The organism is Flavobacterium sp. 1 (assembly GCF_002797935.1).
GTDB lineage: Bacteria > Bacteroidota > Bacteroidia > Flavobacteriales > Flavobacteriaceae > Flavobacterium.
In genome coordinates, this window is the sequence record NZ_PGER01000001.1 from 1,104,591 (window position 1) to 1,120,417 (window position 15,827).

Annotated in this window: 10 protein-coding genes; 8 read left to right on the forward strand and 2 right to left on the reverse strand. The window is 33.1% G+C overall.

Annotation, left to right across the window (positions count from 1 at the left end; genetic code table 11):
* The first annotated feature begins 6 nt into the window (after positions 1–6).
* Complete coding sequence (locus CLU83_RS04570) at positions 7–1,602, forward strand: RagB/SusD family nutrient uptake outer membrane protein (RefSeq protein ID WP_100430518.1); 1,596 nt, start codon at positions 7–9, stop codon at positions 1,600–1,602.
* 260 nt (positions 1,603–1,862) lie between these two features.
* Here CLU83_RS04570 and CLU83_RS04575 read toward each other — a convergent pair whose 3' ends face one another.
* Entirely contained in the window at positions 1,863–2,744 is an 882-nt protein-coding gene (locus tag CLU83_RS04575; RefSeq protein WP_100430519.1) for an AraC family transcriptional regulator, read from the reverse strand.
* Positions 2,745–2,998: 254 nt separating this feature from the next.
* On the opposite strand from CLU83_RS04575, the gene CLU83_RS04580 reads away from it, so the two are divergent.
* The 3 genes from CLU83_RS04580 to CLU83_RS04590 all read left to right on the forward strand — a co-directional run bounded on the left by CLU83_RS04580 (position 2,999) and on the right by CLU83_RS04590 (position 7,906).
* Positions 2,999–4,642, forward strand: coding sequence for an alpha-L-fucosidase (locus CLU83_RS04580; protein WP_100430520.1), 1,644 nt, complete (start codon positions 2,999–3,001; stop codon positions 4,640–4,642).
* Between the two features lie 250 nt (positions 4,643–4,892).
* Entirely contained in the window at positions 4,893–7,517 is a 2,625-nt protein-coding gene (locus tag CLU83_RS04585; RefSeq protein WP_100430521.1) for a TIM-barrel domain-containing protein, read from the forward strand.
* A 44-nt stretch (positions 7,518–7,561) separates the two neighbouring features.
* Positions 7,562–7,906 (forward strand): L-rhamnose mutarotase, encoded by a 345-nt coding sequence (locus CLU83_RS04590; RefSeq protein WP_100430522.1) that lies wholly within the window; start codon positions 7,562–7,564, stop codon positions 7,904–7,906.
* An 88-nt stretch (positions 7,907–7,994) separates the two neighbouring features.
* On the opposite strand, the gene CLU83_RS04595 is transcribed toward CLU83_RS04590, so the two are convergent.
* Complete coding sequence (locus tag CLU83_RS04595; protein WP_232726977.1) at positions 7,995–8,168, reverse strand: helix-turn-helix domain-containing protein; 174 nt, start codon at positions 8,166–8,168, stop codon at positions 7,995–7,997.
* A gap of 652 nt (positions 8,169–8,820) precedes the next feature.
* Here CLU83_RS04595 and CLU83_RS22015 point away from each other — a divergent pair.
* The 4 genes from CLU83_RS22015 (at position 8,821) to CLU83_RS04610 (ending at position 15,564) form a co-directional block, all read left to right on the forward strand.
* Positions 8,821–8,970 (forward strand): hypothetical protein, encoded by a 150-nt coding sequence (locus tag CLU83_RS22015; RefSeq protein ID WP_157801992.1) that lies wholly within the window; start codon positions 8,821–8,823, stop codon positions 8,968–8,970.
* A 75-nt stretch (positions 8,971–9,045) separates the two neighbouring features.
* The gene (locus tag CLU83_RS04600) at positions 9,046–10,584 is read left to right on the forward strand and encodes an alpha-N-arabinofuranosidase (protein WP_100430524.1); all 1,539 of its coding nucleotides are present in this window, start codon (positions 9,046–9,048) and stop codon (positions 10,582–10,584) included.
* Positions 10,585–10,866: 282 nt separating this feature from the next.
* On the forward strand, positions 10,867–11,334 hold the full coding sequence (locus tag CLU83_RS04605; RefSeq protein WP_100430525.1) for a hypothetical protein: 468 nt from the start codon (positions 10,867–10,869) through the stop codon (positions 11,332–11,334).
* A gap of 210 nt (positions 11,335–11,544) precedes the next feature.
* Positions 11,545–15,564, forward strand: a complete 4,020-nt coding sequence (locus CLU83_RS04610) for a two-component regulator propeller domain-containing protein (protein ID WP_100430526.1) — start codon at positions 11,545–11,547, stop codon at positions 15,562–15,564.
* Positions 15,565–15,827: the final 263 nt, after the last annotated feature.

A 15,827-nucleotide genomic window follows, 5' to 3' on the forward strand; every position in this document is an offset into this window, starting at 1 on the left:
ATCAAAATGAAAAATAAAAATATAATATATAAAGTTCTTGCTTTGGGTTTATTTCTTTTAGCAACAGGATGCACAGACTTGGATGAAACAGTGTATGATAAAGTAGTTGCTGAGGATACTAAATTTACAGCTGAAGATTTGAATAGTATTATTGCCCCTGCATATACTTCATTTAGAGAAATTTATTGGGGCTGGGATGCTGCATTTTGTTTGTATGAAGAATCATCGGATTTGATGGTAACACCGCAAAGAAATGGTATTGGCTGGGGAGATTACTATATAACAATGCATCTGCATACTTGGGGAGCCTCACTGCCACATGCGGATGGAAACTGGACTTATTTGTTTAATGGTGTAAATAACGTAAATAAAGCAATTTATCAAATAGAACAAATACCTGAAATTGAGAATAAAGAAGCGATTTTTCAAGAATTAAGAGCTTTAAGAGCGATTTACTATTATTTATTATTGGATAATTTTAGAAATGTGCCAATCATGACTAAATATGATTTTCCTAAAGGATATTTGCCTCCACAAAATACAGGAAAAGAAGTATATGATTTTGTTGAGAGTGAATTAAAAACAGCTTTACCCTATTTAAGTGATGAGAATAATAGCAAAACATATGGCAAGATTACAAAATGGGCTGTCAAAATGACTTTGGCAAAATTATATTTGAATGCCGGCGTATATGTTGGTACTCCTAAATGGAATGAAGCTTTGGTACAGGTTAATGATGTTATTGACAGCGGGAAATTTAGCTTAACAAGTAATTATTTAGATAATTTTAAGATTGAGAATGAAGGTTCTCCGGAAGAAATATTATCTATTCCTTTTGATCAAAAAAAAGCAGGGGGTAATTATTGGCCGTTCAAAACATTGGCAGGTCCAAGTCAGGCAACTTATGACTTGGCTGGAGGGCCTTGGAATGGAACAGGAGGTATTCCTCAATTTATTGATACTTATGATCCAGATGATCAAAGATTAAAAGATTCTTGGTTAGGAGGAAAACAGTTTACTAGTAAAGGGGAACCAATAATCGTAGACGGTAAACAATTTGAATATATTAATTATTTGACTAATGTAAATGGATGTGAGCCTAACGAAGGATTTAGAATGGTTAAATATGAAATTGGCACAGGTGAAATAGGACAAACAAGTAATGATGTTCCATTCTATAGATATACTGATGCTTTGATGATTAAAGCTGAATGTTTGTTAAGAACTGGTGATGCTGATGGAGCCGCTGTAATTGTATCACAAATTAGACAAAGAGATTTTAAAAATACCAATCCTAGTAAAGCAACAGTTACCGGAGCAAAACTTTTAGGAGGAAGTGTTTATAAATACGGTACTTATGAGGCAGGAGTAATTACGAATTACGAGGGTGGAGCAGATATTCAGTATGGTGGTTTCTTGGATGAATTGGCTTGGGAATTTGTTGGTGAAGCACATAGAAAACAAGATTTAATCCGATTTGGAGTGTATACAACAAAATCTTGGTTTTCTCATAAACCTAATGGTGCTTTTAGATCAATTTTTCCGATACCACAGGCTCAAATGGAGACAAATAGTAATTTAAAGCAAAATCCTGGATATTAATAAAATATTGGAAATAAAGTGTTTTGAGTTAGTTTAGTTTTTTAAGGAGGCAATCATTTTGCCTCCTTTTTTTGTATGTCGGATATGTTCATATACTAGCAGAGAGCAGATAATTGTCTGCATACTACATGGCTATAGGAGTGTTCATCAGAGCAGTTTTTTAAGGGTTATGCCATTTTTCAAAAGCGATTTTATTGGGAACTGTTTTAGGCTATTGTTTTTTTTAACACTGTGTACTAAAAATGTATACACATAGAAAATTACATGTAAAGTTTATTATTCTGATGGCGATATTCTCCTGGAGTCAGACTCACTATTTGTTTGAATATTTTAGAAAAGTGAGGCAAATTAGAAAAACCAGTATCTAAGGCAATTTCTAGAAAACTTTTATTTGTTGTTGCAATAAGGTATTGTGCTCTTTCTATCTTTTTTTCATGAATATAGTTTAAGGGTCTTTGACCGGTATGAATCAAAAATTGTTTCGAAAAATAATCTTGATTTTGATTGACTCTTTGGGCTAATTGTGCAACAGTAAGATTCTCACTTAAGTTAAGCTGCACATAACTCATTGTATCCAAAATTTTGGAAGGTACTGATTGTGAATTGTTTATTTTGAAACCTTTTGAATTCAAAAATCTGGAAATCAACTGAAGAAGAATTCCTTGATTTTCAAATTTAAGATGCGTTTTTATTTCATTATTAAGTGACTGATATTCCTTATAATAAGCTTCCTTTTCATAAATTTTGGGATTATTGGATCTGTTAATTCCTCTTCTGGGATTGCCTTGTAGCATTTGTTTGATAAGAATAATGTCGATTTCAGTAGCGGGCAATTTCATTACATTTCTATTCTGGTTAAACAACGAAATTCCATCAGGTGATTCCTCAAAAAACTGAATGAAATATTGACTCAAATATTTTTCACAATTCAAATTGCAAATGGTAAAACTCGGAATAAGATATAAGTAACCGGGTTCTAAAATTAATTTATCCGAACTATTTGAAATAGATCCCATTCCTTCATCAATGTAATACAGTCGATAATAAGGACTAATTACATTGTTAAAATTCCATTCGCTGTTAAGTTTTACATAATCAATGTGTAACAGCGAAAACGAATATTTGAAAGTATTTTTTGACATAATAATTTAAAAGGATGAAAAAAAAACGTTTTTGAGTAATAAAAAATCGTTTTTGAATAAAAAAGATAAGCTACGGCTAAGCTACATTTGTTTTTATTTATTCAAAAATAAGCGATTAAAAAAACTAATAATAAAATTTATATATAAAATAGATATCATAAAAAAGGTTACAGGCTTATTTTAGTATAAAATAGAACTGTGAAACAAATCGATAAAATCGGAAATGTATAAATTAGTATCCAAATCATAAAAATATGGACAGAAGAAATGCTTTAAAACTGGGTGTGTCGGCTCTAGCGGGACTTTATTTATCTCCTTTGTTAGGACAATCTCATATACTTAATATTCCTGCTTTCAAAGGACCTTTCGAACCTACATGGGATTCGCTTGAAAAATACCAAGTTCCTGATTGGTTTCGTGATGCCAAATTTGGAATGTGGGCACATTGGGGACCTCAATGTGAACCAGAAGCCGGCGATTGGTATGCAAGAGGAATGTATCAGGAAGATTCTTGGCAATATAAATATCATGTTGAAAAATATGGTCATCCTTCAAAATTTGGTTTTAAAGATGTAATCAATGTTTGGAAAGCCGACAACTGGAATCCAGAAGAGCTGGTCAATTTATATAAAGATTCCGGAGCCAAATATTTTATGGCCATGGCAAACCATCATGATAATTTGGATCTGTATGACAGTAAGTATCAGCCTAATTGGAATTCGACAAAAATGGGTCCAAAAAAAGATATTATTGGAGGTTGGGAAAAAGCAGCCCGTAAAGCAGGATTGCCTTTTGCGGTAAGTGTTCATGCGGCTCATGCCTGGAATTGGTTTGATACTTCTCAGGGCACTGATAAAAACGGATCTTTAGCTGGAGTGCCTTATGATGGAAAATTGACTAAGGCAGATGGTGCAGGGACTTGGTGGGAAGGTTTAGACCCTCAGGAATTGTATGCACAAAATCATTCATTAAGTACAAAACCTTCAGATAAGTCATCTGTACACAGTCAATGGGATTGGGCAGACGGTGCTTCCATACCATCTTCAGCTTATTCTGAAAAATTTCATGACAGAACAATTGATCTGATAGATAAATACAATCCGGATTTGATTTATTTTGACGATACTGCATTACCACTTTGGCCAATTAGCGATGCCGGTTTGCGTATAGCGGCACATTTGTATAATAAAAGTCTCGAAAAAAACAAAACAGTCCAGACAGTAATTACCGGTAAAATATTAGATGAGCAGCAACGAAAAGCCATAGTTTGGGATATCGAAAAAGGACAGAGTAACAGCATAGAGCCTTTGCCATGGCAAACCGATACCTGTATCGGCAACTGGCACTATGACCGTGGCGTTTACAATGATAAGCGTTACAAATCGGCCAAAACAGTTATTCATACCCTGATAGATGCAGTAAGTAAAAATGGGAATTTAATGTTGAACATTCCGGTAAGAGGGGATGGAAGTATTGATGAATTAGAGCGTCAAATTGTAAAAGAAATTGGCGTTTGGATGAAATTAAACAGCAAAAGTATTTATGGTACTCGCCCTTGGAAAATATTTGGCGAAGGGCCTCAATTAGGAAGTGCTGGAGCTTTAACCGCTCAGGGTTTTAACGAAGGAAAAGGAAAGCCTTTTACATCAGAAGATATTCGTTTTGTGCAAAAAGACAAAATACTTTATGCAACGGTAATGGCCTGGCCGGAAAATGGTACTGCAATTATTAAAAGTTTAGGGAAATCATCTCCACATCATACAGAGAAAATAAGACAAATTAGATTAGTCAGTACAGGTGAAAAACTGAAATTCAAACAGAATTCAGATGCTCTTGAAGTATATTTTCCAAATCAAAAACAGGAAGCTTCTTATGCGAATGCCTTGGAAATCATCTAAAATTTTAAGTTAATTATACTTAACGGCTATATTAAATAAAACCCGTTGGGTGTAATACATAAAAATTTAATTAAACACATAGAAACATAGATTTTATGTTTTTGAAAAAAGTAAATCAAAAAGAAACTCGTTTCTTACACATAGCTATGTGTGTTAATGCAAGTGAAACGCCTTTTTTCAGTTCAATAATTCTATGTTTCTATGTGTTAAAAAATAATTACACCCAACGGGCTAAATAAATAAAAAATTAATGAAACGAATAAAGATTTTATTTATTCTTCTTATGCCAATGCTTTGTATTGGACAGGTAGTAAAAGACTATAAAAAGTACATTGATAAAGTAATTATAACCCTTGATAAAGGTCAACTTTATTTGAGTCCTTTAACTGAAAATAGCGTAAGAGTTCAGTATGGTTTGGAAATGAAAAGTAATTTGCCCGAGTTGGTTTTTACTTCAAAAGTTAAAGTGCCTGATTTTAAGGTTTCAGAGTCCAGTTCACTCATTGAAATTACTATGTCAAAAATGACTGTTGTAGTAGATAAAAAAAGTGGAGCATTGTCTTATCGCAATTATAAGGACAAGGTTTTTTTAAGCGAAAAACCTGATGGTCGTATTTTTAAACAAAGTTCAGTACAAGGAGAACCATGTTATATTGCTGAACAAGGTTTTAGTACTTTACCCGACGAATATCTTTTTGGTACAGGTCAGTTTCAGGACGGATATTTGAATATTAAAGGATTACCCAGGAGATTAACCCAAGTAAATACACAAATCTCTATTCCATTTGTTATGTCAAGCAAAGGATATGGTTTGCTATGGCACAATTATGGACTTACTGATTTTAACCCTGCTGATTCTATTGTAAATTTAAAGGCTACAGGTACAAGTGGAGAAACCGTTACTGTTGATGTCACTACTACCAACGGAAATCAAAAGGAAACTCGCCAAGACGGTGTATTTGTTGGAGATTTTACAATTAAAGATAATGCTGAATATGCTATCCTGCTCGATGTGGGTCAAAAAATGGCCAGAAAATGGCAATTGACAATTGATGGTAACGAGGTTCTTAATTTTAAAAACCATTGGTTACCGCCAACAACCAGCACATTGGTTAAATTGACAGCAGGAAAACACGAGATTATGGTTACCGGAGAAAAAAATGATCTCCCAGTAGTATATTATCGCAAAGTAACGAATGAAACTGTCTTTAGATCTCCGGTTGCTGACAAGCTGGATTATGTTGTTTTTGCCGGAAATTCAGATGAGGTTATTTCAAGCTATCGCAATCTGACAGGAAAGGCTCCGCTTATGCCAATATGGTCATTAGGTTATATTCATTGCCGTGAGCGCTTTAAAACCCAAGATGAACTACTTGAGAATGCCAGAGCATTCAGAATCAAAAAAATGCCAATGGATTTAATTGTTCAGGATTGGCAATATTGGGGGAAATACGGTTGGAATTCGATGAAATTTGATGAAGAGCTGTTTCCTGATCCGTCTGTAATGGTAAAAGAATTACATCAAATGAATATGCGGTTGATGCTTTCCGTTTGGTCCAAAATTGATAAAGGAAGTGAACTTGGTAAAGAATTTGATAAAAAAAAGTACTATATCCCAAATACCGAATGGGTTGACTTTTTTAATCCTGATGCTGCAAATTATTATTGGAAGAATTTTAGCGAAAAGCTCTTAAAGCCTTATGATATTGATGCCTGGTGGCAGGATGCTACTGAACCGGAAAATGATGATTTGGTAAATAGAAAAATAAATAAAGGAACAATTCCCGGAGAGCAAATGCGAAATGTTTATCCGATGTACGTAACAAAAACGGTATACGAGGGTTCCCGCAAGGATGCTCCGGACAAAAGAGTTTTTATTCTTACCCGAAGTGGATTCTCAGGCCAGCAGCGTTACGCAGCAGCAGTTTGGACTGGAGATATAGGTAACGACTGGGAAACTCTACGTCGACAACTAACAGCTGGATTAAATTATTCCATAACAGGATTGCCTTGGTGGACTTTTGATGCAGGAGGTTTTTTCCGTCCTGGAGAAAGTCAATACACAGATACTAAATTTCACGAACGTTTTTTAAGATGGTTTCAGTTTGCCACATTCTGCCCTTTGCAAAGAGTGCACGGATATCAAACGAATACCGAATTCTGGAGATACGGTGAAAATGTAGAAGCGGAATCTTTAAAATATTTAAACTTCCGTTATCGTCTAATGCCATATATTTATTCACAAGCAGCGGACATAACATTTAAAAACGGCACCTTGATGCGTCCACTGATAATGGATTTTGCAAATGATACAAAAGCACTTCAGCAAAAGTATCAGTATATGTTTGGATCTGCCTTTCTTGTTGCTCCTGTTGTTTCAGAAGGCGTGGAGAACTGGGATGTTTACTTGCCGGAAAATCAATCGGGATGGTTTAATTTTTGGACAGGAAAACAATATAAAGGCGGGCAAACAGTAAAAACAGCTGCGTCTCTTTCAACCATTCCGCTATATGTAAAATCGGGCTCTATAATTCCAATGGATGAGAAAATACAGTACACAAACGAAAAACCTGCTGAAAATCTTGAGATTAGAGTATATACAGGTGCTGATGGCAAGTTTGAACTTTATGAAGATGAAGGCGTAAATTACAACTATGAGAAAGGAGCTTTTTCTATCATACCTTTTGAATGGAATGAACAAAAACAAACGCTTACAATAGGAAAGCGAAAAGGTGGAGTTTTTAATGGATTAATTGAAAACCGAGTATTTAATGTTGTTTGGGTTGACGAATCAAACGGTGTTGGTATCGAAAACGGAAAAACAAATATTTCGGTAAAATATAATGGAAATAGTATTGCTATTGGAAGAAAATAAAAATAACAAACCTAAGTAAAATAATATCGTATATAATTTAGTTTATGAACTCTAAAAAAATATGTTACGCCTGCGATTTAGTTGATAATCCAGAGCTAATAGAACTATACAAACAGTATCATTCTCAGGGAAGCGCTTGGCCTGAAATCACTAAAAGTATCAAAGATTCAGGTATTATAGATATGGAAATTTACATTCTAGCCAACAGATTGTTTATGATTATGGAAGTAGACGAAAGTTATAGTCCTGAACGCAAGCAGATGATGGATGTTGCCAATCCAAAAGTTCAGGAATGGGAAAAATTAATGTGGCAATTTCAACAAGCGCCTCCAGGGGCAAAAGAAGACGAAAAATGGATACTAATGGAACGGATTTATAAACTGCAATAACGGACAATCCATGTTTATTGCAGTTCTTCCCTCAGTAATTTTTAAAAACTAAAAAAAGGTCAGGAATCTAAATTTTATATTATATTTCTTATATTTTTTTAATATCGCTTTGGATTTCTAAATAAATTTTTACCCGACCGGACTTAATCCATTTCATCAACTCATGCCTGTAAAAATAAATGCGTTTGCCTAGTTTATTAACTGGAATTTTTCTTTTGCTTACTTTACGATAGATTGTTGATACCGATTTTTTATGGTTCAAAAGTAAAAGAATAAATATCGTTTAATTTCCAATTGTGGCGTAAACAATTTATCGGATTCCTGAATTACAAAAAATGTTTTTCAGAATATTTTTTGTCCATCAATATGCATCAAAAAATAAATATTTGAATTCTTAAGTGTCGAAATGCGTGTTTGAATGCATTTTCAGATTCCCTTTGATTTTGGAAGTTTTCTTTTGTGATGAATATTTTCTCTCCCTAACCTTTTTTTTTGCACTATTAAGTTCAAGTAATTTTAGCCGGAACAGCCTAAATATCATAATTGCAACAAATGAGGTAGTTTCTTGATACAAAAGAATACCATGGCATAACGATGTTTTAATGAGATTTGCATATACATTTTTTTTTATTAGATGACATGCTGGAATAAGAATATGTTGGTCAGATATACTTTGAGTATGAAAATTTAAAAAATTTGAATGGTTAAATTTTAAGTTAGTTTACATTAGGACTAGGGAGTGTTTGGTCTCCCTAGTTCTATTTTTATTGTAATTTCTAAATTTAGAGAGAAATAACAATTTTGGTTTAGAATCAAAATATTGAGGGATATTAAAAGCAAGAAAATTTAAAAATATTTAGAATACCAATAAAAATGCAATTTGAACTTGAAAAAGATCATGTTGACAGAATGCTGTGGATTACTGGATAACTTATATTACCAAAAAGTCATTAGATAATGGGATCGTGCCATTTTTTTGGGACATAGGTGGTGTTATAGACAGAAGTAATAATAAAGTGCTTGATCAGCGTACAATTGACGCTATTACTGCAGGAGCAAATTAAAATTGTCTCACTGACAAATCATGTCTTACTCCTTAGATTTAAAAAAAATAATAAACACTAACAATAATTTCATATATGAAAAAGCTCTTTTTATTGGTCTTTATTTCTGTTATTTTTCAAAATGTTTTCTCGCAAAATAATGTTACAGAGATAACAATTGTCAAAACAGAAAATAAAACCATCATTAATAAACATATTTATGGTCATTTTGCAGAACATCTGGGAAAATGTATTTACGGAGGACTTTTTGTTGGAGAAGACAGTAATATTTCAAATACAAAAGGTGTTCGCAACGATATAATTAAGGCATTGAAAGAGTTAAAAGTCCCTAATCTTCGTTGGCCCGGAGGATGTTTTGCCGATACTTATCATTGGAAAGACGGAGTTGGACCTAAAAAAGGCAGACCAGGTATTGTAAATCGTTGGTGGGGAGGAGTTGAAGACAATAGTTTTGGAACACACGAATTTTTAGATATGTGTGAAGCTCTTGGAACAGAGCCCTATTTGGCAGGAAATGTAGGAAGCGGATCTCCGCGTGAATTAGAAGAATGGGTTCAGTATGTAAATTATGGATCAGGCACTCCAATGTCTGATTTAAGAAAGAAAAATGATAAAGAAAAATCTTGGAAAGTTGCTTTTTGGGGAGTAGGGAATGAAATGTGGGGATGTGGAGGAAATATGACTCCGGAATATTATTCTAATTTATATAAGCAATATGCAACTTTTATGCCAAATGGAAATGGTGGCGAAAAGCTATTTAGGGTTGCCTCGGGTGCAAATGGAGAGGATTATCATTGGACAGAAGTTTTAATGCGGGATATTCCTAAAGGATTAATGGAAGCTGTTGCCTTACACTGGTATTCAGTTATGAATTGGGAAAAAAAAGGATCATCTACAAAATTTGATGAAAGTCAGTATTTTGGAACAATGAATTCGGCTCTTAAAATGGAAGAGTTAGTTCAAAAGCATAGTGAAATCATGGATAAATATGATCAGGAAAAGAAAATTGCTTTGGTAGTTGATGAGTGGGGAGGATGGTATGATACCGATGAAGGAGCTAATGGTGCTTTATTTCAACAAAATACGATGAGGGACGCCATGATTGCAGGAGTGACATTGAATGTGTTTAATAATCATGCGGACAGAGTGAGGGGAGCAAATTTGGCTCAAATAGTTAACGTTTTACAAGCAGTAATTTTGACTGATAAAGAAAAAATGGTACTTACTCCCACTTATCACGTAATGAAAATGTATAATGTACATCAGGACGCTGTACTTATCCCTTTAAAAATCGAATCTCCAAAATATATTTTTGATAAAAAAGAATTACCGGCGATTTCTGTTTCAGCTTCAAAAGATAAAGCAAATTTAACTCATATTTCACTTGTGAATATTGATTTAAAAAAAGAAAATAAAATTAAAATCGATTTAAAAGAGCTAGGAATCAAAAATATTAAAGGATACATATTGTCTTCATCGAAAGTTCAGGACTATAATACTTTTGAAAATCCAAACAAGATATCTCCTGTTGTTTTTAATAAATTTTCGATAAAAAATGATAAATTAGAAGTAACAATTCCACCCTTTTCTGTAGTGGTTTTGGAAGGGAATTAAAAGTGTCGATTGATAAACTTAATTGGTATTATGAAATAACTATGATTCTAAATGATAAACTGGAACGAAGCAATCTTACATTAACTGGCTATTTAAATTTCTATGTCGGTTTACCTGCTGATGGAAGTTTGTTTATCCTTTGTTGGATGAGCTTATGGACGAATTGGGAATTAAGAAGGAGCCTGATGTACCTTTGGGTGTAATGGCAAGACAAATAGGTCAAAAACATTTGTTATATTTGAATGTTATAGGTAATTGCAAAAAACAACAACACTTAAAAATATGGAAAACCAACTTGATGAACTTGCGAAAAGTATCGGAAAAGAAATTAGAAAACTCTTAATAGAAAAAGGAATTTTTGATAATAACATAGATGTCGATTTTAAAATTGGAAAATATACCGTTTTATACGGACGTACAAGTTCATCTGTAAAAAAACTTGAACCGTTTGTTAATCTTCCAATTGATTTTTTTGATATACTTAAAAATTGTGTTTTGGAAATGGAAATTTTATGGAAAGAACACGAAGAAGAAGGAGTATTTGGAGAAGATACAACTTCTGAGTATTACGTAGAATGCATTATTGATGATACTATTGATTTAACAGGAACTGTGGAAGAATTAAGGACGAGGATTCAAACACTTCGAACTTCTATCGAAATGCATGTTAGGTATGAAGAATATGAAGAAGCAGGAAAACTGCAAAAAATTATTGAAAATATTCAAGTAAGGATTAACAATGAAGAATAGCAACTACCTATAACAGCCACTACAACGGAATGAACCTGAATTTATTGAAATAAAGCAGGATGCAAAGCATACCTGATGAGAAAAATTACAAAACATATCAGATATTATTGATTTCAAATTTTAGAAAATAAAATCCTTTTAAATAAATACAGAAAAAATTCAGCTTACATATTTGCCCATCTACTCTAATTTTCTATTGGCCATTTTAGTATGAAAAAAAATATAAGACAAATCTGCATACATACACTCGTAATATTTTGGATCGTTTCTTTTCAAAATATTATAGGGCAGTCGTCCTATGTTTTTCATCATTTAGAAACTAATGAAGGTCTTTCAAATAATAATGTGAGGACATTTCTAAGGGATAGTTACGGATTTCTTTGGATAGGTACAGAGTCCGGATTAAATAGATATGATGGATATGGATTTAAGGTTTATACGATGCATTCCGGTGTATCTAATGCTCTGTCTTCAAATAATATAGTTGATTTGCAGGAAGATGGCCTGGGTAATATCTGGATAGACTTAGGATACTCTTACATGGTATATAAAAGAGATAAAGATTCTTTTTCAGATACAAAACTATTGTTGCTCAATCTGGGGATAGAGGCGGATTTTAATGCTAAAATTTTTGTCGATAAAAATCGTAATCTCTGGGTGCTAAACAAAAAGAAGGTGTTTTTTTATAATATTAAGAAAAAAAAGACATCTGTATTCCAATTAAAGACTCCTTTAAAAGAGGAGATTTCTATTGCTGATAATGGTAAATTTCTGTATGCTATTCAATATGATTCAGGGGGTTTCTGGAAACTGGATAAAAATTCCGGGGTTTTAACCTTTATTGAATTACCTGACTTTATAAAACAGAATGCTATTAATGCCGCCAATATAGTTTATATAGATGGCAATAACGGGCTGTGGATTTGTTCGGATAAAAGTGAACAGGTTTTTTACAAAAAGAACTCAATTGAAGAGTGGAAAAGATTTGAATTGCCTTCAAAATTAAAAACTGAAGCCAATCATATAACAAGTATTATAGAAAATCAGCCGGGACAAATCTGGATAGGAACAGACCATAAAGGATTGTTTATCTACGACAAAGGAAAAGATTTATTTAAAAATGTTGCATCTGATCCATGGGTTGAGACAGGTCCATCATCGAACAGTGTGAAGTGTCTGTACAAAGACAACAATGAGACTGTCTGGATTGGATACGATAAAAAAGGACTTTCGTTTTATCATGAAAGCTTCCGGAATTTTATCAATTTCCGACACCCTGAATGTTCCGATATCATGGCTATAATGGAAGACCATCATGGAAATATTTGGTTGGGTACAGATGGGAACGGATTATATGTAAAAGAAAAAAACACAGAGACCATCAGGAAACTCCCAGTTCCAAACATTGCGATAATATCCATACTGGAAGACAGGAAGAATCGTATTTGGATTGGGACCTATCAAAAAGGACTTTTTTGTTATGAAAATGGCAAAATGATCCAGTATACTACAAAGAACAGCAAAATAACCAGTAATAGTATTTGGAATTTAAAAGAAGACAGGTATGGAAATCTGTGGATAGGATCATTAGGTGGAAAAATTCAGGTATTACAATCAGACTCGGATAATTTTAATGCTGTGATTACCCCATTTGATGATACTGTTTATGCGTTGGATATGTTTTATGATGGTGGTGATAGAATGTATGTTGGTACTGTATCTGGCCTTTTGGTAGTAGATATTACGAATTACAAGAAAAAGTTATATCATGGCAATAAGAAAGGAAATCAAACTTTTGCCCAAGATCAAATTTCAAATGTTTATAAAGATAAACGTGGTATTATATGGTTAGGCAGTAATGATGGACTAATCATCTGGAATCAAAAAAAAGACACTATTTATTATTTTAATAAGGAAAATGGATTATGCGATAATTCAATTAAAGGTATAACAGAAGATAATCTCAATAATATTTGGGTAACAACAAGCAATGGACTTTCAATACTTACTGTTAGGCCGGCATCAAACGGAGGATTTACTTTTTCAAGTAAAAATTACTCGGTCAAAGATGGCCTTATGAATAATTATTTTAATGATCGCGCTGTTTGCAAACTACAAAATAGTGATATTCTGCTTGGTAATGTGGAAGGATATACTATTTTGAATCCGAATAAAATGTCTGAAAAAGACCAATCTAGACCAAAAGTTATATTTACTGAATTGACAGTGGGTAATAATACTATTCAGGTGGACTCCTATTATGATGGACGCAAGCTGCTCGACCACCCAATGCAATTAACTTCCGAGTTAAATTTCAGGCATGATGATAAACTTATCTCATTACAGTTTACAACAGGAGATTTATTGAATGCTGATAAAGTGAAATATGTTTATCAAATAGAAGGCTTTGATACCCATTGGATACCAACTCAAAAAAATAAAATAGTAATATCCTCGCTTCCTACGGGTAATTACAGACTTTTAATAAAAGCATGTAATAGTGATGGTGTTTGGAACAATGTCCCTACAGAATTATTTATTAATGTAATGCCTCCTTTTTATTTTACAATTTGGGCTTTTATCATATATGCGATTTTAATTATTAGTGCGCTGACATTTTTTGTTCTTAAAACAAAAGAAAAGCATCTTATAGAACTGGAGCAGCATCGCATTCAGATTGATCATGAGAAGGAAATACATATTAATGAGATAAAATTAAGGTTTTTTACCAATATCAGCCACGATTTGCGTACACCGCTTACGCTCATTATTACTCCTTTGCAGATTTTATTGAATGATGCGACGAATGAAAGCATGAGAAAAAAGTTGAGTGTTATGTATAAAAATGCACAACAGCTAATGGCATTAATAAACTCACTGCTTGATTTTCATAAACTGGATGTTGGTGTAGAAAGGCTGAATTTAAAGTCCGGTGATTTTGTTAGTTTTATTAATGAAATTTACACTTCATTTTGTGTTTATGCAGAGGAACGTAAGATTAATTTATTGTTGTTCACTGATATAGAAAGTTTAACAATGTCATTTGATCGGGACAAAATACAGAAAATACTTTCAAATTTACTTTCAAATGCATTCAAGTATACTCTGGATGGCGGTACTATCCGTATCCATATAAAAAGAGCAAATGATACTGTTTCTGTAAGTGTTTCTGACACAGGATCTGGTATTAGCAATAAAGAAAAAGAACATATTTTTGAACGGTTTTATCAGGCTCAGCAGGAACAGGAAAAAACAGGAGCAGGTTTAGGATTACATATTGTACATGAATATGTCAATCTTCACGGAGGAACAATAAATGTTACAGATAATGTGCCGCATGGCAGTATTTTTACCTTTCAGATTCCAATCACAATGGCTGATTTAGGTACAGTAGAAGAATATTCAGCAGAAAATCTTTCAGATGAATTTGCTTTTGAGGAAGAGGAAGGAACAAATATCATTACAAATAAAAAAATATTATTATTTGTAGATGACAATAATGATTTTTGTGAATTTATTAAAGATAATCTTGAGGATGAATATTATGTAATAACTGCCAATAACGGAGAGGAGGCCCTGCAATTGCTGGATAAGTTTAACGTAACCATTATTGTAAGTGATGTAATGATGCCTGTTATGAACGGAATAGAACTTTGCAGACAAATAAAAACTAATATTTATTGGTCTCATATTCCGGTTATCCTATTGACGGCACGTACCGCTGAAGAACATGTAATGGAAGGTTTGGAACTTGGTGCTGATGATTATATAACTAAACCATTTAATTTTAACCTGTTAAAGCTACGTATTCAAAAATTTGTAGAATGGACTGAGAAGAGTCATGTCTCATTTAGTCAAAAGTTAGATGTTTCTCCTGCAGAAATTACCATAACATCTTTGGATGAAGCCCTGATAGCCAAAGCTATTAAGGTTGTAGAAGAACATATAAGCGACATTGAGTTTTCTGTTGAAGCTCTTAGTATAGCTTTAGGCCTAAGCCGTGGTCATTTATACAAAAAGTTAATTGCCATTACTGGTAAAGGACCAATCGAATTTATTCGAACCATACGATTAAAACGCGGACGTCAGCTCCTTGAAAAAAGCCAAATGCAAATTGCCGAAATAGCATATGAAGTAGGGTTTAATTCCCCGAAAAGATTTGCCAAGTACTTTCGGGAAGAATTTGGTTCCTTACCTTCTGAATATTTGCGCATATATAAACAGCAATAATATCTGTTGAGAGGAATAAAAAAATGATACAGGATTAAATAACAAATACAAGTACAATTTTAGAGAGTAGTAAGCTTAGGTTTACTACTTTTTTTTGATACTACTTATTTTTAATTTAGTCAATGAATTATACTATTTTCAAATCTTATTGAGATAAATCCATAAAATTTCAGATTGATTTATAAATGTTGATATAGGCTTTTCATTTAATACAATTGGTCCACTTTTTCGATACAAAAGGAAACGTTGTAAAGCCTTGTTTT

Excerpts from the sequence above, each read along its gene's own strand:
- CLU83_RS04570 (WP_100430518.1), top strand. The coding sequence starts at position 7 with ATGAAAAATAAAAATATAATATATAAAGTTCTTGCTTTGGGTTTATTT.
- CLU83_RS04575 (WP_100430519.1), bottom strand. The coding sequence starts at position 2,744 with ATGTCAAAAAATACTTTCAAATATTCGTTTTCGCTGTTACACATTGAT.
- CLU83_RS04580 (WP_100430520.1), top strand. The coding sequence starts at position 2,999 with ATGGACAGAAGAAATGCTTTAAAACTGGGTGTGTCGGCTCTAGCGGGA.
- CLU83_RS04585 (WP_100430521.1), top strand. The coding sequence starts at position 4,893 with ATGAAACGAATAAAGATTTTATTTATTCTTCTTATGCCAATGCTTTGT.
- CLU83_RS04590 (WP_100430522.1), top strand. The coding sequence starts at position 7,562 with ATGAACTCTAAAAAAATATGTTACGCCTGCGATTTAGTTGATAATCCA.
- CLU83_RS04600 (WP_100430524.1), top strand. The coding sequence starts at position 9,046 with ATGAAAAAGCTCTTTTTATTGGTCTTTATTTCTGTTATTTTTCAAAAT.
- CLU83_RS04605 (WP_100430525.1), top strand. The coding sequence starts at position 10,867 with ATGGAAAACCAACTTGATGAACTTGCGAAAAGTATCGGAAAAGAAATT.
- CLU83_RS04610 (WP_100430526.1), top strand. The coding sequence starts at position 11,545 with ATGAAAAAAAATATAAGACAAATCTGCATACATACACTCGTAATATTT.